The organism is Nocardia sp. CA-107356 (assembly GCF_050946365.1).
Lineage (GTDB): Bacteria > Actinomycetota > Actinomycetes > Mycobacteriales > Mycobacteriaceae > Nocardia.
Window position 1 is genome coordinate 5,043,686 of the sequence record NZ_CP191992.1, and the last position, 21,745, is coordinate 5,065,430.

Here is a 21,745-nt window from a genome sequence, read left to right on the forward strand (position 1 = left end):
CCTTGCTATCGGCCGCCGAGCGGTGCGGGCCCGGTCGGTGCGGGAATCGTGGTCAACAGCGTCGGCATCAGGTTTGTGACCTGTGGGTCGGCTCGGCCCAGTCCGAACTTTCGGACCTCGGTCCCATTGCCCGACTGCCCACTGACGAGCAGATCCGCGCCGGAGGTTGTACTGGTGGTCCCGACCCGCACCCCGCCGCCCGCAGGTCCGTCGGCGAACGGGACGAACGACATGATCTCTCGGAACGCGACCGGGCCCGCATGGTGGTTCGGGCTCTCGGTGTACATAACGGGCTGCCCGTCGAGCCGCGACCCGCTCGACCACACGCGCACCGTGCTGTCGCCGCCGAGCATGCCGGTGATGATGCTCTTCGCCCCGCCCTCGGCGCCGGCCACCCATCCTGTCGACAGCGAGACACCGTCGCGGTAGCTCTCGTCGAAGGCGAGGAATTCCGAGGTCATCATCGGTTCGTCGGAATGATCGGTGTGCGCTTCGCCTTTCGCTGCCGCGGCGGCGGTCGAGGTGTACAAGTCGTAGCGGAAGGTCTTGACCCGAGGGGAGTCGCCGGGCCCGGGGGCGGTCACAATGCTGGCTCGGCCCGAAGCGGTGTCGACCAATCCGGTGGCGATGGTGACTCCGGTCGTCGAGCCGGGATACGGCGTGAAACTCGAAAACTGCTCGGGCGCCTTGCCGCGCGCACTGGGCAAGGTAGAGGTGAATATCTTCACCTGCGATTCGATGCCGGGCCCCGAGCCGACGATGATGTTGTCGGTCGACGCGTTGCCCTCGATACCGGCACCCGCGACGGTGACGCCGCCACGGAAGTCGGGGCCGAATGGTGCGAACCGAGTCAGTTCGGCGCTGAAGGGTGCGACGTCCGCGCCGTTGTACGCCACGACCTCCGAGGCCACTCCCGCACCGGTACCGGCCACGAGGTCGAGTACACCGTCGCCGTTCACATCGGCCATGGCAACCGTCGGTGTGCCCTCGAACGAAGTGAACGGCGTGACCGTCGCGACCGGCCGGTCGCCATTGCCGTCGTAGACCTGCACGGTCGCGGACTTGCCCGGCGAACCCGGAATCGCCACCGCATAGGTCGATACCGCGGGGATGACGTTGACGAGCGCCATCAGGCCGTTGTCCTCGTGATTCAGGCGATGACAGTGGATGACGAAGGTGCCGGTGTAGTCGTCGAACTTCATACGCAACGCCACCGAAGCGGGCACCAGCGGGTTCTCGTTCTCGTCGGTCACGGGGGCCGGCACGTTGACGTTGTCCTGACCCCACATCTGCACTCCGGTCCTGGAATTCGCCACTGGATCCACGATCTGCATCACCTGCAGATCGTTCACGTGGATGTGCATCGGGTGCTCGTCGTTGTTGAGGTTCGTGATCAGCCACTCCTCGATCGACTCGAGTCGCGGCTGGAGCAGCGGAATGTTCGGGAAGGTGTTGTCGTCGAATTCGTAGGTGAAGGCTTTGGGATCGCTGCTGCTGGCCTTCTCGTTGCCGAAGCCACCCGAGACGGTGAGCGTGCGCCGCACGTCGGGCGCGCCGACCGAAGTATCGACGAAAGACGTGTACGCGTAGAGCTGCTGGCCGGGCATGAACGGCGTGGTCTGTCCGGTGCCACTGTCGGGTCGCACTTGGATGAGCTTTTGGGTGGGAAAGGTGAAGAAGCCGTCTTCGTAGCTGATGACCGAGGGGTCGACGGCGACCGTGCCCAGTACGGCGGGAGGGTTGTCGGTGCCGTTGTTCGTATAGAGCACACCGGGATTCGTGATGGGGCGAGCTCTGGGCATGGGAGGCATCTCGAGTACGAGATCGCCGGTTTTCGGCATCGTCACCGCGATCGCGTAGCGCGACGCGGGCGGGATGACGAGACTAGTGCCGTCGCCGCCGACCGGTAGGCGGACCTCGGAGTAGGGAACGCCGTCTTGGCCGACGATCGCGAACTTCGGATGGCTGCCAGTCGCCGTCTCGGTCAGCGTGACGGGGATATAGGCGAAGTCGCTGATATTCGCCAGGACCCAGATCTCGGTCTGCCCCGGCTTCAGCTTCAAGGCGGGCTGGAACTGCCCGTTGATGGTGAACTGCACGTCGCGCTGGTTGTCCGGCAGGCTCGGGTCCGCCGGGATCGAAATGGGCGGCTGGGTCGTCGGATCGCTGGTGAAGCTCTGCAGGTTGCTCGGCACGAATTGGTTCTGCCCCCGATGGTTGGCGGGCGATAGCGGACCGGTGTGCCAGTTGGTGACGTATCGGGAGCCGATGGCCGTCTCGGCGAAGTTCACCGGAGCCATATTCGGCCGGTAGGTGCCGTTGGCGAGCTGGGATTCCTGCGGCGGCCGTAGCGTGCTCACATACTGCGGCCAGTTCGGGTCGTTCAACTGGTGGCCATTGCCCTTGCGGTCGAAGACGAAGTTGTACTGCAGCGCCATGGTGCGGATCGGAATGTTGTTCCGCGTCACCAGCGGCAGGTTGCCGTCGGGTCGCCCGATTTCCAGTAGGCCCGCCAGTCCCAGGTAGGTCTGCTGAGCCGTGACCGTATGGCGATGGCTGTGGTACCAGTACATGCCGTTCGGCATGCTCTTCGGGACCGCAAAGTCGTAGACGTTGCCCTTGCCCGCTGGGATGTCGAGCAGAACGTTGTCGGCGTTGCCGTCGGGGCTCACGTGCAGCCCATGGGTGTGCAGGTTGATGGGCGAGGAGGTGAGGGCAGGCGGGTAGATCGGCACATCGCCACCTGCCGGGGTGAAGGCCGGGTTGTAGAAGTCTCTGATCGTCAGATCCTGCAGATCGTTGTCGAAGTGCACGATCAAACGCTCGCCGGGATCGACATGCAGCGTCGGCGCCGGGTAACTGTTGTCACCTTTGGTAGAGCCGTCCGAGGCGGTTCCCCTGAGGAGTTCGTAACCGAAGACCAGGAAATTCGAGACCGGTTTCGAGGCCGTGTCGAGTGCAACGGTGCCCTGGTGCGCCGACAGCCGCACTTCGAGAACGCCGTCCCTGCTGGTCAGTTCGACCGGCTCCCGGTAGGCGACCGGTGTGGCGTTGGGGCCAGCGTTGCCACCGCCCGATGTCGCGGACCGATCGGAGGTGCACGCCGTGAGCACCAGCGTGATCGACGCGGCAACTGCCACAACCGCGACAATCGGATTCCTGCGATGGGTGACCATGGGGTTCCCGCTCCACGACGGCGACTGGGCTCCGAAGCATCGATCGACGATTCAGAGATTACTCAGGAAATGGCCCGTGGTCTGGGAACTCGCGGTGCGCAGTCCGCATTCTGGGTGTGCGGCGTCCCAGGGGACCGTGCCCGGGACCCAGTGGGTGATCTGCTCGGCTTGATCGTTGCGGTGCACATGACGTGGTGGCTGGGCGAATGTCGCGTAGGGACGGCAGCGGATGACGATCCGGTCTTCGTCGACGGCCATCTTTTCGGTGTACGGGCGGGCTGCTGGGCTGCGAGTCAGTGGTGAGTAATTCTTCAGGAACACTTGACTGACCATATCGTCGTGAGTGACGATATCTTCAGTTGAAGATAAGGGAGACCGCAATCGCCACTCATCTGCGCAAACGCGACAGTGTGCCGGAGTTCGCGCCCGCGGTGATCACCGGCCTGATTGCCGTCGGCCATGTCGTGGTCCTGCTCGAAGCGATTCGTTGAATGCCCAATTCGATCGCGATCCGGCCGGTGGATGCAGCGGCTATCCGGAGGCGAACGTCCTGTTGATAGGAGTCCCGATGCATACGCACACCGACGTCCCGACCTACCTACCCGATCTGTACTCACAGCAAGCCATTCGCGACACCTACCCGCACTATGCGCGATTGCGTGAACTCGGCCCGGTCGTCTGGCTGGCCAGGCAGCGTGCCTATGCGCTACCGCGCTACGCCGAATGCAAGCAGGTGCTGCTCGATGATGCGACGTTCATCTCCGGCGACGGTGTCGCTCTCAATCCGATCACCAATCGGCTTTCGCGGGGCACCACACTCAACAGTGATGGCGACGACCACGCTCGCCGCCGTGCGCTGCTCTCCCACCGACTGACCCCCCGGGCCTTGCGCGCGATGCGAGAGATAGTCGACGGGCAGGCGGCCGCGGCAGTCGAGGCGGCGATCGCCCGCGGCCACATCGACGGTGTCGAACTGGCGACCGCACTGCCGATGTCGGTCGTACCCGATCTGATCGGCTGGCCGCAACACGGCCGCGACAACCTCTTACGTTGGGCGGGAGCCACTTTCGACGCGCTCGGGCCGATCAACCGGCAATCGGTGAAGTCCGCGCCCTCGGGCCTGGAGATGATGAGGTTCGCCCGGCGTATCACCAGGGACCGCGAAATCATCCCTGGCGGTGCGGGTCACGACGTATTGCAGGCCGCCGATGAGGGCAAGCTGGCGCATTCGGAATGTCCGGCGCTCATGCTCGACTATCTGGCGCCGTCGCTGGATACCACGATCGGCGCGATCGCCAGTTCGCTGCATCTGTTCGCGAAGTATCCCGATCAATGGGAGCTGTTGAAGGCGGATCCGACTCTGATCCCGAACGCGGTCAACGAGGTCGTCCGGTTCGAAGCGCCGGTCCGGGCGTTCTCGCGCAAGGCAATTCGTGACGTCGAGCTGGGCGGCACCACTATCCCGAAAGGTGCGCGGGTCGTGGTGATCTATGGCTCGGCCAATCGCGACCCACTCCAATGGGACGACCCCGACACCTTCGACATCCGCCGCGATGCCGCACGCCAACTCGGATTCGGCCACGGCACCCATGGGTGCGCAGGCCAGGGCCTGGCACGTCTGGAAACCCAGGCGATGTTGCGCGCCCTGCTCGAACGAGTCGATCGCATCGAGATAACCGGGCAGCCCGAATGGGCCATGAACAACATCATCCATCGTTACGGCCGCCTGCCCGTGCAACTCATCCCCGCCTGAAAGGAGCCACCGATGAAGATCATCGTCGACTACCACCGCTGCGAGGGGCACGGGCTGTGCACCGAACAGGCCCCGACCGTATTCAGTCTCGACGACGAGGCGGAGTTGACCTACCGGTTCGACGGCGCTGAGGTGCCGGACGAACAGGTCGCCGTCGCACGCGCGGCCATCAATTCTTGTCCTGTCGCCGCATTGCGAGAACTGTCGTGAACGCATCGGCCTCGGCCGTAATCGTCTGGAATCCACCGCGGCCCGCGAGCTGCGAACTTTGGGTCACAGCCCCGAAGGTGTGCTCGAGATCGATTCAGTCGCAGCGACTTCCACCGTCGCAGGTACGACGATCCGGATCGGAGTCGGCGCGTTCAAACGCCGCGGCTACGCCGGACCACGACCGATCCCCGGCCACGGCCGACACCGTTACGTCTTCCAGCTGTTCGCTCTCGACGAACCCAGCGGACTCGGCATCGACGCAACCCGCGCCAGCACGCTGTCCGCGATCAACGGACACGTCATCGCCCGAGGCAAGCTGACCGGCACGTACGAACGCAGCTGACTTGTGCGGTCAACCTACGGATGGTCGATACGTGTGGTGTGGCGGTTGGTTTCGATCGGCGATACCGCGCTCCCGAATAGCCCGCCGCCGTGTCGAGGATGTGTTCCCGGGTGGCCTTCGCTCGCTCCTGGGACGGACGGCGGCGCTGACCGACAGCCTTCGGCGGCATCGGGCCCCGCCGACCTGCAGTTCCAATAGATGAGCCGCGGTCATGTTATCGTCTGCGCGCGCGTGGTTTTGGACTTTGTGCTCGAGGTGTATCGAAGACAGGCTCGGTCGTGAGGAGTTCGAACCGCGCTGACTGCGGTTCCGGTGCGACTTGGTCGGGCCCCTCAGGGGGGCGGACTCGAATTCCGGAGGAGTAGATCCACATGTCGAAGCTCCGAGTTGTTCTCGTCGCGGCCATGATCGGCTGCTCGCTGGTGGTGGGTCCGGTGCCCGCACACGCCGACCGAGCCGACGGCCCGGGAGTGCCGGTGACACCGAGTGGGTCAGGCCCGTCCGGGTTGCAGCAGTGGATCGGTGCCAACATCCCCGCTCCATCACTCGCGCCCGCCGCGTCGCCGCCGTGGCGTGAGTTGCCGCCGGAGTTGGCGGCGTTATGGCAAGCGGTGCGGCCCGCACCATCGGGGGATCGGATCTTCGACGAATGGCCGGGTGGCCTCGACCGGCTCGCCGCTGGCAACATCATCGAATGGCGTGATGTGACAGCGACTTCCGCGCCGCTGGTGGTGGTGCCGATCAGTCGGTCGGTGCTGCTGAAGTTCCGGACGACGGACGCGTCGGGCAGGCCGTCCTTCGGCACCGCGACATTAGTGATTCCCGCTGCCGCGTGGACCGGTCCGGGGGATCGGCCGGTGGTGGTGAACGCATTGCCGATCAATTCGCTCGGGCTGAGCTGCACGCCGAGCTTTGCAATGGCGCACGGGGTGCACAGCAAATTCAATGTGAATGATCTGATCCCGCCGACCACGGCGTGGGCTGTCGGCCGCGGCTATGCGGTGCTCATCCCCGATCATGAAGGTCCGTGGATGGCGTATGCGGAACCGACTGTCGCCGGGCACGTGCTGCTCGATGCCATTCGCGCGGTACGGAATATGCTGCCAGCGGAGTTCGCGGGCAGCCATTTCGGCATGGGCGGGTATTCCGGCGGCGCGATCGCGTCGTACGCGGCTGCCATGCTGCTCGACGAGTATGCGCCGGAATTGGCTGGTGTGGTGGTCGGGGCGGCCATCGGGGGACTGGTGACCGACTATCGCATGGTCGCACACCACTTCGATGGAAGCTCCACATCCGGCGTTCTGCTGGTTGTCGCGCTGGCGATGGGCCGGGAATACCCGCAGATTCTCGGGTATATGAATCACCTTGCGCAGTGGGCGGCGACCTCCCCGATCAAGGACACCTGTGGTGAGAGCAACGGCCCACTCGGCATCGTCGGCCTTCCGATCGAGGTCGCGGCCGATATCGCCGACCCGCTCGACAGCAATATCGCGGATGAGATCTTTGCGCGGACGGGCCTGACCGACCGGAAATCGGGTGTCCCGCTGTACATCTACCACGCCGCCACCGACTTCTGGATCCCCTTCGAGAACGGCTACAACCTCTACCGCGACCAATGCGCGCGCGGTGTCCCCGCGGTGCACCGCACCGATCCCGGCGAGCACATCATCGCAATGTTCACCGGCTTCCCCGGAGAGGTCAGCTGGATCGACGGACGTCTGCGTGGCGAGCCCGCTCCGAACGAATGTCGCGCAGGTTCCTGAGCGAGATTCCCTCGCTAGTTCGGCGTCGGTACCGGATCGGCGGGCGATGGTGCCTGCACGATCGTCAGCAGTGAGTGCTTGCGTAGTGTGAATCCGAGCGTCTCGTACAAACTGATCGCCGTCGCATTGTGGGCGACGGCGTGCAGGAACGGCGTCTCACCGCGTGCTCGGATACCCGCGCCGACCGCACGGGTCAGGCGGGAGGCGAAGCCGCGGCCACGGAATTCGGCGTCGGTGCAGACGGCGCTGATCTCGGTCCAGCCCGGTGGATGCAAGCGCTCACCTGCCATCGCCACCAGCCTGCCGTTCACGCGCAGCCCCAGGTAGGTGCCCATTTCAATGGTCCGCGGTGCGTAGGGGCCCGGTTCGGTGCGGGCGATCAGGTCCAGGATCTCGGGCACATCCGCAGCGGTCAGGACGTCGAGTTCCGGATCGTGGGCCACGCGGAGTTCGGTGCCGTTCATTTGCACGGAGCCGAATTCGTCGAGCACCGTCCACCCGTCCGGCGGCACATGGCCATCGCCGCGCAGTGCGGTGCTGCCGCCCGGTCCGAGGAGGGTGCTCAGGTCGGCCCAGTCCTGTTCGTCCAGTACCGGCGGATGACCGACGAATCTGGCGACCTCCGGGTCGTAGCGGCCGATGCGGCCCACCCAACGGGCGAAACGGTGGTGCTCACCACGCAGCGACGCCCGCACCGGGTCGTCGAGCGGGTGCAGTGAGGTATCGATGTCGATGGTCGACTCGGTGGTCATCGCGCACTCCTCCGCAACAGGGTCCGACCGGAGAACATTAGCGAGGCGCACGACCGCTGGCATCGGTTGCGCTCATCGCAATTCATATCCGCTCGTGGTCTTCAATCCCCTTCGTCCACAAGCTATTTCCCATGGCTCCAGCTGATCTCAACCGTTGACCAGCCCCCGCGTCGGACCGTGCGAGCACCGCCACGAACCTCACGAGGCCAAGTGATATGGGTCGTTGACGCGAAGAAACTCACCCCGGTGATCTGTTCAAATGTGGGCGCTGGTCGGAACCCCGGCCCAGGTCGCCGAGCAGATCGATACCTTCGTCCAGAACGACGGCTCCGACGGCTTCATCCTCGCTCCCACCTGGTGCCGTGGGTCTTCGATGAATTCGTCGACAAGGGGGTGCCGCTGCTACGGGACCGCGGTGCGCTGCGCCCCTGATAAGGCGATCCGGGTGCTACCGAGGTGGATGATGCGGGTCGATCCACGGGACCGATTCAGGGTTTTCCGCTATGGGGATGTCGAGATTTATGACGATCGGTTCCTGGTCGCTGCGGATCACTACACAGCTCAGCGGCTCGTCGTCGGTGGCGTTGAGTTCCTGGTGCGGTACGAACGGCGGGACGTAGATGAAGTCACCAGGGCCCGCTTCGGCCATGAACTCGAGCCGGTCGCCCCATCGCATACGGGCGCGGCCGGTGACCACGTAGATCACGCTTTCGAGCGGGCCGTGATGGTGCGCACCGGTTTTCGCGCCTGGTTCGATCCGGACGGTGCCGGCCCAGATCTTGTGGGCCCCGACCATGGCATGGCTGATCGCGGCTTCGCGATGCATACCTGGTGTCTGTTCGGTGCGGGGGTCGAGGCGGTCGCCGGGGACGACCTGCACTCCGTCTCGTCGCCAGTCCGGTGTGCGTTCGGTCATCGGATCGGGCCTTTCGACGTCACTGGTCGAATTGTGGTGTTCGGCCATCGCCAGGCTACTCGGTGGGTCAGCGGGACCGGGTCCGCATCGGGATCGCGGGCCGCAGGCTCAGCCTCGGGCACCACCAGATCGCGCAGGCAGTGCGGGTAGTTCGAGGTTCTCGCGGAATGTATTGCCGATGTAGTCGTTTCCGACGATGCCGCGGCGGCGTAGTTCGGGCAGAACTCCGTTGGTGACGAAGTCCCGGGTGCGGGGATCGGCCAGGCCACCCAGGGAGATGACGTCGAGGACACCTGCGCGGTAGCGCTCTTCGATGGCGTCGGCCAGTTGTTCCGGAGTTCCGGCGGCGGCCCAGTGGCCGGTGTCCTTCGATGCGATGATCAGCTCGCGCAGCGTGCGGCCCGATGCCGCGAGCCTGGTGAAGATCTCCACGCGGCCGCGGCGGCGATTCACCGAATTCAGCTCCGGCAGTAGGGTTTGCGGGATCGGTTGGTCCAGCGGCAGTTCCGAGAGGTCGATGCCGCCACCGAACATATCGGCCAAACGGATTCGGCCCGTATCGAAGTCGGTCGCTTCGGCTTCCTCGCGAACCAGCTGGCGGGCCTGCTCCTCGGTTGCTCCGTATGTCGCGTGTAACGAGCTCATGATCAGCGGTAATCCGGGTGCACGCCCGAGGTCGCTCGCTCGGGCGCGGACCGTCTTCGTATAGGTGAGCGCGTCGTCGAGAGTCGGTAGCGAGGTGAAGACCACCTCGGCGAAGCGGGCGCCGAGCCCGATACCGCCCACCGATTGACCCGCCTGGAATTGGACCGGGCGCCGCTGCGGCAACGGTGGAATATTGAGCGGACCTTGCACCGTGAAGTACTGGCCCGCATGCTCGATCGGGCGCACCTTGGTCGCGTCGAGGACCGCGTCACCGCGCCCATCGGGAGTCAGTGCCCCCGGCTCCCAGCTGTCGAACAGCGCATTGACGACCTCGAGTGCTTCGGTCGCGCGCGCATATCGCTCTTCGGGGCTCGGCAGGCCTTGGTCGCCGTAATTCTCTTCACCCACCGAGGAGGTCACGACGTTCCAGGCGGCACGGCCGTTGCTCACATGGTCGAGCGTTCCGAACAGCCGGGCGAGGTTGAAGGGGTGATGAAAGGTACTGGTCACCGTGGCGATCAAGCCGACGTGTGTGGTGACCGCGCTCAACGCGGACAGGAAGATCAGCGGCTCCTGCGCGCCGATCGCACCCTGCGCGCCGAAGCTCAGCAGATCGGCGGCGAACAACGCGTCGAACTTATTGGCCTCGGCAATCTTCGCGATCTCGATCGAGGACGCGACTGTCGTATCAGTCGGATCGATCGCGGCCGCATACACACTCACCGCGCCGCTCACTCCGGTGACCGTCTTCAACGGCCGAGGTCGTGCAGAACTCATTTGTCGAAGCCAACCGTATTCCCTACCCGCCGAACAGGATTGCGATCAGTCCGAACGCAATCCGATGCGGTCGGAAACCGACTGTGCGAGTAGCCACCGGAGTTGCGGCTCACCCCTTGCTCAGACCCATATGAGTGGCAAGTGTCGCCGGGACGACACTTGGCACGCACGTGGGTTAGGGCCCGGTTACGTCCGGTATCGGAAGAGGATTCGGCCGCGGGCCAGGTCGTACGGGCTGAGCTCCACCAAGACCCGGTCGAAGGGCATGATCTTGATGTAGTTCTTCCGTATCTTCCCGCTGATGTGCGCGAGCACGGTGTGCCCGTTGGCGAGCTCCACCGTGAAGGTGGCGTTGCGCAGGCACTCCTTAACGGTGCCCTCGATCTCGATGCCCTTGCTCGTCTTGGTCATCGCAGCACCAGTTCCAGGTTGCTGCCGCCGCGCTGAGCGCCGATGCTGTCGAACAGCGCCGTTGCCGCGGTGTTGGATTCGTTCACCTCGGTGTACGCCGGGCCGAGCCCGTCCCGGTGCAGCGTGCCCAGCGCGTGCGCCAGCAGCGCCCGCGCCACGCCGGTGCGTTGCTCCCCGGCCCGGACCGCGATCAGGCCGATGCGCGGCCGCCGAGTCGCCTGCACCACGCGAATCAGCCCGACATAGCGGCCCGATCGCACCGCGACCGCATATTTGGACGGGTCGACGACGGTGTCGCCGTCCGTGCGGGGCAGCACTTCGGCGGGCATGTCCTGCCAGCCGACGGTCGCCTCGACCTCGTCGCGGATCGCCCGGTCCAATGCCCGCAGCGGACCTTCCGCCGCGGCCCCTGCGGCCACAATCGTGACCGAGGTGTCCCCGGCGGTGGAGTCGAGTCCGGTGACCGCGGGGTCGGTGGGCACGGAATACTCCCACTCGCGGCGGCCCGGCGTGAAGCCCGCCCGCCGCCAGCCTGCGGTCAGGTCGGTCTCGAACTCGTCCACCACGGTGTACAGCGGCCGCGGCAGCTCGGCCCGCAGGGCCGCGGCGAGCTGGTCGAACACGGTGGCGTGCCAGGCGTCGATACTGACGAAGAGCCGCCCGTCCGGCCGCCGGGCCACGTCGCCGCTGCCGACCACCCGGCCGTCCACCGCGGCGTGCCACTGGGTGTCCGCGACCCGCGTGATGATAGCGGCGGGCTCGCCTGTTTCGAACGTGAAATGTTGTGAATACATGGTTGTCGCCTCTCGGGATTGCCGTTGTTCAGGCGCTCCCGGCGACAACTACGACGTTCGCCCGACCGTGACGGCGAGGGGGAGCACCCACTTCGATGCAGCGTTCATGGGTCTCACCTCCTCGCACGATGTCACGGTCCCGACAGGCTACCAACCACAGCGGCCCACGGGCCACTCCTTTTTCGGCGACCGATTGGCAACCGGGCACTACCCGAACTTCGTTGGATTTCGGCGACTACTACCGCAACTCCAACTGGGCGGTGGGAATTGGTATTTCGGGCTCACTCCCGCGAATACCCGTGGCACGCCGGGTGAATCGAGGTCGGTGGCCTGGTACACGAACCCGATTCCGGTCGAGTTCGAGGTCCGCGCCGGGGATCGTTTCACCGGGTAGGTCGCGGCTGCCCACGATCGCGGTAAAGACCTCACCCATGTGTCGTTGCATCGTGCGGTGGAGGTGGCGATCCCGGGGATGATGAGCTGTACTTTCTGGCCGCCGGTCGGCCGGACATGTTGATCAGGGGCCGTTGATTCCGCTCGTCGCTCGGCTCATGGCCACCGTCGCCCCGGGATCGCTTGTCGCGCTGAGGCTTCCGGCCGTCATCATGAGCATCACCGCCGGTGATGCGGAACTTCTCACCACCTCGGTCCTCGATCCAGGCCTGTGACGATGCCCGATAAAGCCCGGTTGGTGGACGGCGTCGTGGACTTTCCGAGGCCCGCCCGGCGACACGCGGAGCGTCGCCGGGCGGGTTCCCTTCCCCGTTCGCTGTGCGGACGCCGCCACGTCGCACAGCGCAGCAAGCTTAGCCAACCTCGTCCACGGCGGTGGGAAGCCGCGCCGTGGTTGCGACACCGAATCTCGAGCGGCCGACGGGTGTGCTGGCGCAATCCCGGTGGCCCGGTTAGGCGTTGGCTTTCTCATACGCGTCGGCCACCTCGGCCGAAATTCGTCCGCGCGCTGAGACGGTGATCCCCTTCTTGCGTGCCCAGTCGCGGATGGCGGCGGTGCGTGCGCGGTCGTTCGCCGAGCGGGAGGTTTGGCCCTTGCCCCGCGGTGTGCGACCGGTTCTCCGGGCGTTCGGTGTCCAGTTCTCGAAGATTCCGCGCAGCTGGCTGGCGTTGGGCGTGGACAGGTCGATCTGGTATTCGACGCCGTCCAGTGCGAAGGACACTGTTTCCTCGGCGGGGGACTTGCCGTCGTAGTCATCGACCAGCGTCACAACGACCTTGCGTGCCATGGGCATTCCTCTTCGTAAGTGGACAGCGGGCAGAGGAACGTGATCATAACGAGTGCCTGCGAGGGCAACTCGCAGGCGTCTCGCTGACCGAAGTCGACCTGCCCGCGATCGACTCGCCTCCGGTTATCGGATTTGCGGGTTCAGGTGGTCAGCGATCGCTGGGCGTGGTCGTCGCTGGTGAATGTCGTGTTGTGTCAGCCCGCGTATAGGTGCAGCTACGCAAGTGGGTGGCGACTGTGCGTTCTCGTTCAACGAGCAAGTCGATCTACCAGAGCATTCGCGGCGGGAGGGCGCACTCGAATTGCCCATCGGCGCTGAACGTGACCACTCAGCAGCGCATAGCGCGGCAGTCACACCTGATCGAACCGGATCATGGCGTGGTCCAGCGCGGAACGCACGGTCCGACAGCTTCGATGGGCGCGAAGGCATCGGCGCCGTCGCGAGTGTGCTCCTGCCGCGCTGAATTCACCCGAGGGTTCTCGTTATACGAAAGTAAGCGGTGGTGCTGGCGGGAATATCACCGGGACCGCGGTCGGAGCTCGGTGAAAGGCGCCCAGCCGCCACTGCAAATGGTCGGTGGGCACGGCCAATTCGATATCGGGTAAGGCGTCGAGCAGTTGGTCGAGCGCTTCTTGCACAATGACCATAGCCACCGACTGGGCCGGGCACGAACGCGGCCCGGCGCCCCACGCCAGATGCGACCGATTGCCGGTCCGGTCGCCACCGATCGCGGGATCTTCGTTACAGGCCGCCAAACTGATCACAACGGGTTGATGGACCGGCAACCACGAATCCCCGATAATCTGGGGCTGACGTGGAAAACGCGAACAAAAATTCGCGAGCGGTGGATCGGTGAAGAGCACTTCGTCGATTGCGTCTCGGATGGACAGCGCGCCGCCCAGGAGTTCGTCGTGGAACTGGTCATCGGTGACCATCAACAGCACTGTGTTGACGATCAGGTTCCACGTCGGTTCGGTGCCGGTCGCGTACAACATGGCCGTTTGCGCGACGATCTCCGCATCGTCGAACTGGGCTGGATGTCCGGTCAGCCAGGAAATCACGTCCGCACCAGGTGCCGCGCGTTTGGCGGCTACGACATCCGATATCGCCGAGGTGAACCGCTGGTCGTCACGTTCGGCAGATGCGGCGTCCGCCGCGTCGCGCAGTGCCACCAGGGCTGCGAACACTTCCTGCCCCGCCTCCGGGGTGAATCCGAGCAGATCGTTGAGCACCCGCACGGTGAGCGGGACCGCGTATTGGCCGAGCAGATCCGCGGACCCGGTCTCGCAAAAGCTGTTGATCAGCGGCACCGCGATCGCTTCGACCGCATGGCGTAGTGCGTACAGATCGATCTTGTCGAGGGTGGCCGTATAAGCCGCCCGATGGCGAGAGTGGTCCTCGCCCAACGTCTTCGAGCCGGTGGGCCGCCATTCCGTCATCGGCAAGACCGGGCAGTGCTCCGGAACGGTAGCTTGCCAGGCTCGCGGGTCCGCCGGGAAGTGCGCCGGATCACCCAGGATGTGTAGCGCTTCGCGGTAGCCGATCACCAGCGTCGCCGGTACGTCGGCGGTGATCTCCACCGGAACGAGCGGACCGTGACGGCGCCGCATGTCGTCGTACGCGGCGTGCGGATCGGCTGCGAACTCCAGCGAATGCAATGACATGACCAAGAAAGTAGCTCCCAAGAACGAATGACACGTTAACGGCGAGATCTGCTTAACTGCACGGTCTTTCACGCCTGTGTATGCGACCGTCTCCAGATCGTCGGCCCACTACCGGTCATACGGGTCGGGGGCATATTGCTACTGGAACGCTGCGAGGTGGATGGATCCCATTGATCCACAGGCTGTTACGGCCTTACGCGTTTAGAACCTCGGTGGCCGCTCCCAGGGCAGCGCGATCATAGACGCGCATGTCCGAAACTGAGCGGCTCGCCAAATGCATTCGACCGTAACATGTTTCGATCACCGAGCGATCATACTCCTCGATATCGGGGTCTGCACCACGAACCGGTCCGAACAGCACTACCGCCGCAAACCACTGAGTGCCTTCGACGTGCAACCATCCGGTAGCTGGCAGCCCGCGCGCTGCCTGGTTCAGCGGACCAGGGCACCGCGTCGTCGCATCCACGGCAGCACCGACCGCGGTCAGTTCGATGACCGGCGAGCAGACCGCTGGCTAACGCGGCCACCTGCCCTGTCGTCGTGGTTCGAAGCCGCTTCCTTTCCGCACCGATTCGTCATCCCTGGACGAACGCACTCTGGCGTTCGCTAGGTGGCGTGTCGAAAATGTCGGTGATCGGCTCCGCCCGGACCGCTGCTGGTTTGCCACGCCGTCACACATATCGCGCGAACACGACTGTGTCCGAGTCGTATTCGCCCGTCCGGCGATCCGCTCAGAGGCCGGGGTGGATCCGGATGTATCGGTCTCGGGCGGATAGCTCGGTTGTGACCGGCACCAGGTTCAGTGGAGCTCGCCGGTCGTCTGTCCCAACAAAATTAGGTACCCGTGTTCGCCTCCGTGATCGCGCCCCAGCGTCGGCGCACGGGCGACCGGGACCGATTCGCGGGCGATCGGCAATACGGCTTGGACAACTCTGAGAGGTGCACGCGTCATCGTCGCCGGATCGGCGTGTCCTTCGAATCAGATCTTGTCGGCGTAGTCGGCATGCCAATGTGTCTCATCGGGACTACGACAGAGTCGACAAGTTCAGTGGTCGCTCGGCCGCCTTGGAGCGAGGTTGGAAGGCCACCTTGTCGCGCCTGCGCGAGGTACTCGACCACCACATCGAGACGTAAGGTCCAGGCATCCGCAGCTGAATCCCTCGTCATCCGGCGCGCCACCTGACAGCGCGAAAACACCGCCACATAGTCACAACTGGATGAAACGCGTGCAGCGCAAGGTCGTTGTCCCCGAGCCGATTCCGGCGACCCGGGTCGCGATTTCAGCAGGCCACGCCGCTGAGGTGCGGTTTGCGGCCGGTTTCGGCCGCGCGCACCGCGGCGGCGATCGCGACGACCGGCGGCACCCAGCGGGCCTCGGCCGGGGAAATCCCCCAGCAGGCCGAACCGGCCGACAGTCGGGTCGGCGGCAGCGGGATGGACGCACCGCCGGTGTGGACGATCGCGCCGACATCGCGCAGTGCCCTGATCGCCATCGCTGCCTTGGCGGCGCCGACGACCAGATGGATCTCGTGGCGCTCAGCGCCCGGAATCTCGATCACGGGACCGGACAGGTTGTTGGCCCGCAGGAACCGGCGCACAGTGGCGGCCAGTGCGCCGGTGAGTTCGATGGCGGATATCTGTTCGTCGGTGATCAGGCAGACGCCATTGGCCGTTTCGGCGACCGTCCATCCACGTCGGCGGCAGTCCTGCACCGTATCCGACGTGGTCTCGGTGACGGAACTCGGAAACGTCGTTGGCACTGTCTTCTCCGTTCTGGCGTCAATCTGCGACCATCAGCGTCACATCCGTACCTGGGCATCAAATCTGTTGTGGCTTAGAGTTTCCCAACAGATTTCTTACGGCCCTGATTGTGCGTGCTTCCCGCAGCGGTGACATCGCCCGATGGTCGCGGCTGGTGTCCTCCTTTGGTCGGACCCCAACCCCGGAGTCATCAGGGCAAACCCCGGAAGTGCCCGCGCAGTCCTACCTGGGCGAAGTAGGCGGTGGCGCACGCCGGATCGCGCTCGTCCGATCGGCTCGACCTAGCCGAGTCGCCGCGCGACCTCGCCGAGCCCGGTGGCTATGGCCTGCTGCTGTTCGGGGCTGAGCACATCGATGAGCACGCGGCGGACCGTTTCGACATGACCGGGTGCGATCTGCTCGAGGCGGTGACGGCCGTCTGCAGTGAGGACGGCGGTGACGCCGCGGACGTCGGTCGGACAGGCTTCGCGGCGGACCAGCCCGGATTTCTCCAACTGCGTAACCTGGTAGTTCAGGCCGCTTTTCGAGGTGTAGAGCGCATCGGCCAGTTCGGTCATCCGCAGTTGGCCGTTCGGGGTGGCGGCGAGGCGGACCAGGACTTCGTACTGGGTGTGCGAGAGCCCCTCCTGCTTCAGGTGCTGTTCGATCTGGCGGCCGACGAGCGCCCCGGCCGCCAGGAACCCCTGCCAGGTACGCATCTCCCGCTCATTGAGCCATTTCGCGTCAGCCACGATTTCCACTCTACCCGGGTTGTTCAAATTTGAACAACGAGCTATAGTCGGTTCGAGTTCAAATTTGAACTATTTGGATGGAGAGCAGCAATGAGTGCGACATCGCTTCGCGATTCGATGCGGGATGGGTCCGGACAGATGCCGGTGCTCTACCTCTCACATGGTGCGCCGCCGTTGGCCGACCATCCCCGGTGGCCCGGTGAACTCGCCGCGTGGTCGCACGAATTGCCGCGGCCCACGGCGATTTTGATGATTTCCGCGCACTGGGAGGCTGCGCCGATCGCGCTCGGCGCGACCACAACGGTCCCGCTGGTCTACGACTTCGGCGGTTTTCCTCAGCACTACTACCAGGTGCGGTACGCCGCGCCCGGAGCGCCGGAACTGGCGGACAAGGTCCGCAAGCTGCTCGGCGGCGGCGTAGTCGATGTCCCGGATCGCGGGCTGGACCACGGGGCCTATGTGCCGTTGAAGGAGATGTATCCGGATGCCGATGTTCCGGTGCTGCAACTGTCGATGCCAACGTTGGACCCCCAGCAGTTGATGGAGGTCGGCCGCAAGCTCGCGCCGCTGCGCGCCGAGGGCGTGCTGATCATCGGCAGCGGTTTCTTCACCCACAATCTGCGCGCCATCACCGGCGATGACGGGCATGTCTACAGCTTCACCGCCGAATTCGACGACTGGGGCCGGGAAACCCTCGCCGCCCACGATCTCGACGCCCTGCTCGACTTCGAAAACAAGGCCCCCGCGGCACATCTCGCGCATCCGCGCACCGACCATTTCGCACCGCTGTTCGTCGCCCTCGGCGCGAGCGCGGACGATCTGGCCGACCAACGCACCGTGATCGACGGGTTCTGGCTGGGCATGGCCCGGCGCTCCATCCAGTTCGGCTGATCCACCCCCGACGAAAGGCATCCGCATGACCGCCACGCTCACCGCTCCCGTGCATCCCATCGAAACCGCAACGCCCACGCAGACTTACGATCTCGGTCTGCTCGTACTGCGGCTGGTCGTGGGACTGACCATGGCCGCACACGGCGCCCAGAAACTGTTCGGCTGGTTCAACGGCGGCGGTCTCGACGGCACTGGCAAGTTCTTCGAGATGAGCGGCTACCCCGCGGGCAAGGCGATGGCGGTAGTCGCCGGTCTCAGCGAAACTTTCGGCGGACTCGCTCTCGCCGTCGGCTTACTCACCCCGCTCGCCGCCGCGGCGCTGGTCGGAACCCTCCTGAATGCGATCGCCGTCAAATGGGGCGGCGGCTTCTTCGCCCCGAAGGGCATCGAATACGAACTGATCCTCACCCTTGCCGCTGCAGCGCTCGCTCTCACAGGTCCGGGCCGATATGCCGTCGACCGCTTCATTCCCGCTCTGCGCACCCATCGGCTCGCTTTCGGCCTTGCGGCCATCGTGCTGGCCCTGGTTGTGGCGGGCGCGGTCCTGCTCGTGCGCAATTAGTCGCGCACGGATGCGCCCCAGTACACCGCTGTCGACCTGGGGCGCACAGGGATTCGCTCGTACGGCCGGTATCACGGCGACCGCAGCCGCTCGTACAACTGATCGAACCGGTTCCCGAGCACGGTATAGGTCTCCAACCACCCACTGCTGGCTGCGATCTCGCACAGCGGCCCGGTCGTCAGGAACAGAAATCTGAGATCGGGCAACCGACTCAGATCCCCTTGCCGGATCAGTTCCGCATGTTCGGTGAGATCAACCGCGAGCTCCGCCTCATCCGCATACCGAGACTGCCAGCTCACATCTTGTGGCCCGGACCGCACGATCGCCAGCAGCTGATCGAGAATGCCGAGTATCTGCGCCGCCTCCGATTCCACCCCGCCAGCATGACACGCCTGAGGTCGACGCTGGCGACTCGGCGGGGCAGTGCAATTGACGCGACGACGGCCCGAGGCATTCTTGGCATCGGTGAGCTTCTGGTGTCGAACAAGGTCAGCTGGACCTTGCGGTGATACCAGGTCAACCGTTCCCGGTTGATCGGCGGATCGAAGGCCCTGGGGCTGCGTCAGCTGGCGGCGGACTTATCGGAGCGGATCTCGACGATCGGGAGGAGCAGGGCGGTCGGTGCCGCGGCGGGGACGACCGGGTTGTTGGGGGCGATCGGCTGAATCTGTTGGTAGGCAACGCCTTGCGGCGGACGCAGATCCTGCTCGCCCTTGTTGGGCCAGTAGGCGGCGCTACGTTCGGCTTGGGCGGTGATGGTCAGTGACGGATTGACGCCGAGGTTGGCGGATACCGCCGCGCCGTCGACCACGCTCAGCGTCGGGTAGCCGAAAACTCGGTGGTAGGCGTCGATTACGCCGGAGTCGCGGTTCGCGCCGATGGGTGCGCCGCCGAGGAAATGGGCGGTGAGGGGGATATTGAAGACTTCGCCCCAACTGCCGCCGGCGACGCCACCGATTTCCTCGGCTACCTTGCGGGTCACTTCGTTGCCCGCCGGAATCCAGGTCGGATTCGGTTCACCGTGGCCTTGTTTGCTGGTGAGCTTGCGGCCGAACAGGGTTCGCTTGGTGTAGGTGGTGATCGAGTTGTCGAGGTGCTGCATGACCAGGGAGATGATGGTGCGCTCGCTCCAGTTCTGCACGCTCAGGAAACTGATGAGGGTGAACGGGTTTCGTACCACCTGGCCGAGGAAGCGCAGCCAGCGCGGCATCCGGCCGCCGCCGTCGACCATCAGTGTCTGCATCAGTCCCATGGCATTAGAGCCCTTGCCGTAGCGAACTGGCTCGATGTGGGTGTCGTGGGTCGGGTGGATCGATGAGGTGATCGCGACGCCGCGGGTGAAGTCGATGTCAGGATCCACCTTGCGGGTCGCCGCGCCCACAATGGATTCGGAGTTGGTGCGGGTGAGTTCGCCCAGCCGGTTGGACAATTCGGGGAGCACACCCTTATCGCGCATCGCGTGCAATAGCTTCTGCGTGCCGAGGGTGCCCGCGGCGAGCACGACCTGGCCCGCGGTGTAGGTCTGCGGGCGCTTGCGCAACCACGCGCCGGTGCGCTCGGTCGAGACGTCCCAGGTGCCGTCGGGCAGCGGGCGGATCGAGGTCACCGTCGTCATCGGGATCACCTGTGCGCCAGCCTTTTCCGCGAGATACAGGTAGTTCTTGACCAGGGTGTTCTTCGCGCCGTGGCGGCAGCCGGTCATACATTCACCGCATTCGAGGCAGCCGGTGCGATCGGGACCGACACCGCCGAAGTAGGGGTCGGTCACGGTCTTTCCCGGTTCGCCGAAGAAGACGCCGACCGGGGTCTGTACGAAGGTGTCGCCGAAACCCATATCATCGGCGACCTTCTTGAACACCTCGTCCGCCGGTGTCAGATGCGGGTTCTGCACCACGCCGAGCATCTTCTTCGCGCGCTCGTAGTACGGCGTGAGTTCCGCGCGCCAGTCGGTGATATCGCGCCACTGTTGGTCTTGGAAGAACGGCTCCGGCGGCACATAGAGGGTATTCGCGTAGTTGAGCGAACCGCCGCCGACACCGGCGCCGCCGAGGATCAGCACGTTGCGCAGTGGATGGATGCGCTGGATGCCATAGCACCCGAGCTTGGGCGCCCAGAGGAACTTGCGCAGGTCCCAGCTGGTTTCCGGGAGCTCGTCGTCGGCATAGCGCCGACCTGCCTCGAGTACCCCGACCCGATACCCCTTCTCGATCAGCCGCAGTGCCGTAACGCTGCCACCGAATCCTGAACCGACGATGAGTACGTCGAAATCCGTCTCCCGCTGGCCCATGTGGTGCTCCTCGATCTGTGTCGCCAGTGACACCGGTAACACTACTACCGAGTAGCTAAGCCCCGTTCGGGGGTTCAGAGCTGGGTTTTCCACCACGCGACGGTCGCTGCGACGGCCTGGTCGATGGGTGTCGGGTGCAGGTCGAGGCGCTGCTCACTGGCGGCGGAGTTCAGCACGAACGGGCGGGTGACCTGGTAGCTCATCTCGGCGAGTTCCCGCATGAGTTCGCTGGTGATGCCGAGTAGGCGCAGCATCGCGGCCGGTGCCGCGAAGACCTTGGGCGAGTCGACGCCCGCGGCGGCCGCGATGGCGTCGATGAGTTGGCGCTGGGTGAGCGGCGGTGCGGTCGGGGCGTGCAGGACGGAGTTCCACACCGATCGGTCGGCGGCCGCGCGGATCATGGCGGCGGCGAGGTCGGGCATATACGTGTAGGAGTGCGGGAGATTCAGTTTGCCGAATGCCTGTACGCGCTTACCGGTGAGGATCGGGACGAAGAGCTGCTCTCCGGCCAGCGAATTGCGCACGTATGGGCCGAGGAAGTCCGCGGCGGCGACGCTCACCGTTGCCGCCGCATGCGCCTCGCGGGCGCGCAGCAGCCGGGTCCGGACACCGGGCTTGCCGAAATCGGCATTGCGGGGCAGGTTTTCGGTAATCGGTCCGTCGACCTTGCCGTAGGAGTACAGGTTTTCCGCGAAAACGACTACCGTGCCTGCCTTTTCGGCCTCGTCCAGTACGGCAAGCTCGGCCGGTGGCAGCTCGGCCTGCCAGACCTTCGCCGTGTACTCCGAACCGCCGAGACAGTGGTAGACGGCTGTCGCGCCGTCGAACTCACCCGAAAGCTGATCGGGCAGTGTCACATTGATCTTGCGTCGCTCGACAAGGGGATGGTCGGGACCGCTGCCGGAGCGCGTAAGCACCCGCACCTGCACACCCGATGCGGCCAATTGCTCGGCGATGGTGGTTCCGGTGGGTCCGGCTCCGGTGACGATGTGCAAATCCGACATGGTGCATCCTCCGACGTCTACTCTGGTGAGCTCTGTCAAGCATGTCGTCGTCGCAACCCGAAGT

At 65.0% G+C, this 21,745-nt stretch carries 20 protein-coding genes and 2 pseudogenes; 8 read left to right on the top strand and 14 right to left on the bottom strand.

The window, feature by feature from the left end; genetic code table 11:
• Nucleotides 1-5 precede the first annotated feature (5 nt).
• Both ACQP1G_RS22630 and ACQP1G_RS22635 read right to left on the bottom strand, forming a co-directional pair.
• Nucleotides 6-3,176 (bottom strand): multicopper oxidase domain-containing protein, encoded by a 3,171-nt coding sequence (locus ACQP1G_RS22630; protein ID WP_433207774.1) that lies wholly within the window; start codon nt 3,174-3,176, stop codon nt 6-8.
• Between the two features lie 51 nt (nt 3,177-3,227).
• A pseudogene (locus tag ACQP1G_RS22635) lies at nt 3,228-3,455 on the bottom strand (hypothetical protein); the annotation flags it as partial.
• 80 nt (nt 3,456-3,535) lie between these two features.
• Here ACQP1G_RS22635 and ACQP1G_RS22640 point away from each other — a divergent pair.
• The 5 genes from ACQP1G_RS22640 to ACQP1G_RS22660 all read left to right on the top strand — a co-directional run bounded on the left by ACQP1G_RS22640 (nt 3,536) and on the right by ACQP1G_RS22660 (nt 7,245).
• Nucleotides 3,536-3,667, top strand: a complete 132-nt coding sequence (locus ACQP1G_RS22640; protein ID WP_433207777.1) for a hypothetical protein — start codon at nt 3,536-3,538, stop codon at nt 3,665-3,667.
• Between the two features lie 77 nt (nt 3,668-3,744).
• Nucleotides 3,745-4,929 carry a cytochrome P450 gene (locus tag ACQP1G_RS22645; protein ID WP_433207780.1) on the top strand — a complete coding sequence of 395 codons (1,185 nt, stop codon included), beginning with the start codon at nt 3,745-3,747 and terminating at the stop codon, nt 4,927-4,929.
• A gap of 12 nt (nt 4,930-4,941) precedes the next feature.
• Complete coding sequence (locus ACQP1G_RS22650; RefSeq protein ID WP_433207783.1) at nt 4,942-5,139, top strand: ferredoxin; 198 nt, start codon at nt 4,942-4,944, stop codon at nt 5,137-5,139.
• 79 nt (nt 5,140-5,218) lie between these two features.
• A complete protein-coding gene (locus ACQP1G_RS22655; RefSeq protein WP_433207786.1) occupies nt 5,219-5,482 on the top strand; it encodes a YbhB/YbcL family Raf kinase inhibitor-like protein in 264 nt (87 codons plus the stop codon).
• Nucleotides 5,483-5,853: 371 nt separating this feature from the next.
• Nucleotides 5,854-7,245, top strand: a complete 1,392-nt coding sequence (locus tag ACQP1G_RS22660; RefSeq protein WP_433207789.1) for a lipase family protein — start codon at nt 5,854-5,856, stop codon at nt 7,243-7,245.
• A gap of 14 nt (nt 7,246-7,259) precedes the next feature.
• Here ACQP1G_RS22660 and ACQP1G_RS22665 read toward each other — a convergent pair whose 3' ends face one another.
• A complete protein-coding gene (locus ACQP1G_RS22665) occupies nt 7,260-7,997 on the bottom strand; it encodes a GNAT family N-acetyltransferase (protein WP_433207792.1) in 738 nt (245 codons plus the stop codon).
• Between the two features lie 268 nt (nt 7,998-8,265).
• On the opposite strand from ACQP1G_RS22665, the pseudogene ACQP1G_RS22670 reads away from it, so the two are divergent.
• A pseudogene (locus ACQP1G_RS22670) lies at nt 8,266-8,423 on the top strand (F420-dependent methylene-tetrahydromethanopterin reductase); the annotation flags it as partial.
• Between the two features lie 22 nt (nt 8,424-8,445).
• Here the strand turns inward: ACQP1G_RS22670 and ACQP1G_RS22675 are convergent.
• From ACQP1G_RS22675 to ACQP1G_RS22710, 8 genes are all read right to left on the bottom strand, one after another.
• Nucleotides 8,446-8,961 (bottom strand): cupin domain-containing protein, encoded by a 516-nt coding sequence (locus ACQP1G_RS22675; protein ID WP_433207795.1) that lies wholly within the window; start codon nt 8,959-8,961, stop codon nt 8,446-8,448.
• A 60-nt stretch (nt 8,962-9,021) separates the two neighbouring features.
• A complete protein-coding gene (locus ACQP1G_RS22680; protein WP_433207798.1) occupies nt 9,022-10,335 on the bottom strand; it encodes an NtaA/DmoA family FMN-dependent monooxygenase in 1,314 nt (437 codons plus the stop codon).
• 186 nt (nt 10,336-10,521) lie between these two features.
• A complete protein-coding gene (gene infA / locus ACQP1G_RS22685) occupies nt 10,522-10,746 on the bottom strand; it encodes a translation initiation factor IF-1 (RefSeq protein WP_433207801.1) in 225 nt (74 codons plus the stop codon).
• Nucleotides 10,743-11,540, bottom strand: a complete 798-nt coding sequence (locus ACQP1G_RS22690) for a GNAT family N-acetyltransferase (protein ID WP_433207804.1) — start codon at nt 11,538-11,540, stop codon at nt 10,743-10,745. The genes infA and ACQP1G_RS22690 overlap by 4 nt, the downstream gene beginning before the upstream one ends.
• A gap of 905 nt (nt 11,541-12,445) precedes the next feature.
• Complete coding sequence (locus ACQP1G_RS22695) at nt 12,446-12,781, bottom strand: histone-like nucleoid-structuring protein Lsr2 (RefSeq protein WP_433207807.1); 336 nt, start codon at nt 12,779-12,781, stop codon at nt 12,446-12,448.
• A 482-nt stretch (nt 12,782-13,263) separates the two neighbouring features.
• Complete coding sequence (locus ACQP1G_RS22700; RefSeq protein WP_433207810.1) at nt 13,264-14,445, bottom strand: cytochrome P450; 1,182 nt, start codon at nt 14,443-14,445, stop codon at nt 13,264-13,266.
• Between the two features lie 1,280 nt (nt 14,446-15,725).
• Nucleotides 15,726-16,205 (bottom strand): hypothetical protein, encoded by a 480-nt coding sequence (locus tag ACQP1G_RS22705; protein WP_433207813.1) that lies wholly within the window; start codon nt 16,203-16,205, stop codon nt 15,726-15,728.
• Between the two features lie 282 nt (nt 16,206-16,487).
• Nucleotides 16,488-16,937 carry a MarR family winged helix-turn-helix transcriptional regulator gene (locus tag ACQP1G_RS22710; protein ID WP_433207816.1) on the bottom strand — a complete coding sequence of 150 codons (450 nt, stop codon included), beginning with the start codon at nt 16,935-16,937 and terminating at the stop codon, nt 16,488-16,490.
• A 138-nt stretch (nt 16,938-17,075) separates the two neighbouring features.
• Here ACQP1G_RS22710 and ACQP1G_RS22715 point away from each other — a divergent pair, with 138 nt between their 5' ends.
• Nucleotides 17,076-17,828, top strand: a complete 753-nt coding sequence (locus tag ACQP1G_RS22715; protein ID WP_433208726.1) for a dioxygenase family protein — start codon at nt 17,076-17,078, stop codon at nt 17,826-17,828.
• Nucleotides 17,829-17,853: 25 nt separating this feature from the next.
• Entirely contained in the window at nt 17,854-18,390 is a 537-nt protein-coding gene (locus ACQP1G_RS22720) for a DoxX family protein (protein WP_433207819.1), read from the top strand.
• Nucleotides 18,391-18,461: 71 nt separating this feature from the next.
• Here the strand turns inward: ACQP1G_RS22720 and ACQP1G_RS22725 are convergent, their stop codons facing one another.
• The 3 genes from ACQP1G_RS22725 to ACQP1G_RS22735 form a co-directional block, all read right to left on the bottom strand.
• Nucleotides 18,462-18,764 carry a hypothetical protein gene (locus ACQP1G_RS22725; protein WP_433207822.1) on the bottom strand — a complete coding sequence of 101 codons (303 nt, stop codon included), beginning with the start codon at nt 18,762-18,764 and terminating at the stop codon, nt 18,462-18,464.
• 188 nt (nt 18,765-18,952) lie between these two features.
• Entirely contained in the window at nt 18,953-20,677 is a 1,725-nt protein-coding gene (locus tag ACQP1G_RS22730) for a GMC family oxidoreductase N-terminal domain-containing protein (RefSeq protein ID WP_433207825.1), read from the bottom strand.
• Nucleotides 20,678-20,751: 74 nt separating this feature from the next.
• Entirely contained in the window at nt 20,752-21,681 is a 930-nt protein-coding gene (locus tag ACQP1G_RS22735) for an NAD-dependent epimerase/dehydratase family protein (protein ID WP_433207828.1), read from the bottom strand.
• Between the last annotated feature and the right edge of the window lie 64 nt (nt 21,682-21,745).

Excerpts from the sequence above, each read along its gene's own strand:
- ACQP1G_RS22630 (WP_433207774.1), bottom strand. The coding sequence starts at position 3,176 with ATGGTCACCCATCGCAGGAATCCGATTGTCGCGGTTGTGGCAGTTGCC.
- ACQP1G_RS22645 (WP_433207780.1), top strand. The coding sequence starts at position 3,745 with ATGCATACGCACACCGACGTCCCGACCTACCTACCCGATCTGTACTCA.
- ACQP1G_RS22650 (WP_433207783.1), top strand. The coding sequence starts at position 4,942 with ATGAAGATCATCGTCGACTACCACCGCTGCGAGGGGCACGGGCTGTGC.
- ACQP1G_RS22660 (WP_433207789.1), top strand. The coding sequence starts at position 5,854 with ATGTCGAAGCTCCGAGTTGTTCTCGTCGCGGCCATGATCGGCTGCTCG.
- ACQP1G_RS22665 (WP_433207792.1), bottom strand. The coding sequence starts at position 7,997 with ATGACCACCGAGTCGACCATCGACATCGATACCTCACTGCACCCGCTC.
- ACQP1G_RS22675 (WP_433207795.1), bottom strand. The coding sequence starts at position 8,961 with ATGGCCGAACACCACAATTCGACCAGTGACGTCGAAAGGCCCGATCCG.
- ACQP1G_RS22680 (WP_433207798.1), bottom strand. The coding sequence starts at position 10,335 with ATGAGTTCTGCACGACCTCGGCCGTTGAAGACGGTCACCGGAGTGAGC.
- infA (WP_433207801.1), bottom strand. The coding sequence starts at position 10,746 with ATGACCAAGACGAGCAAGGGCATCGAGATCGAGGGCACCGTTAAGGAG.
- ACQP1G_RS22690 (WP_433207804.1), bottom strand. The coding sequence starts at position 11,540 with ATGTATTCACAACATTTCACGTTCGAAACAGGCGAGCCCGCCGCTATC.
- ACQP1G_RS22695 (WP_433207807.1), bottom strand. The coding sequence starts at position 12,781 with ATGGCACGCAAGGTCGTTGTGACGCTGGTCGATGACTACGACGGCAAG.
- ACQP1G_RS22700 (WP_433207810.1), bottom strand. The coding sequence starts at position 14,445 with ATGTCATTGCATTCGCTGGAGTTCGCAGCCGATCCGCACGCCGCGTAC.
- ACQP1G_RS22715 (WP_433208726.1), top strand. The coding sequence starts at position 17,076 with ATGCCGGTGCTCTACCTCTCACATGGTGCGCCGCCGTTGGCCGACCAT.
- ACQP1G_RS22720 (WP_433207819.1), top strand. The coding sequence starts at position 17,854 with ATGACCGCCACGCTCACCGCTCCCGTGCATCCCATCGAAACCGCAACG.
- ACQP1G_RS22730 (WP_433207825.1), bottom strand. The coding sequence starts at position 20,677 with ATGGGCCAGCGGGAGACGGATTTCGACGTACTCATCGTCGGTTCAGGA.
- ACQP1G_RS22735 (WP_433207828.1), bottom strand. The coding sequence starts at position 21,681 with ATGTCGGATTTGCACATCGTCACCGGAGCCGGACCCACCGGAACCACC.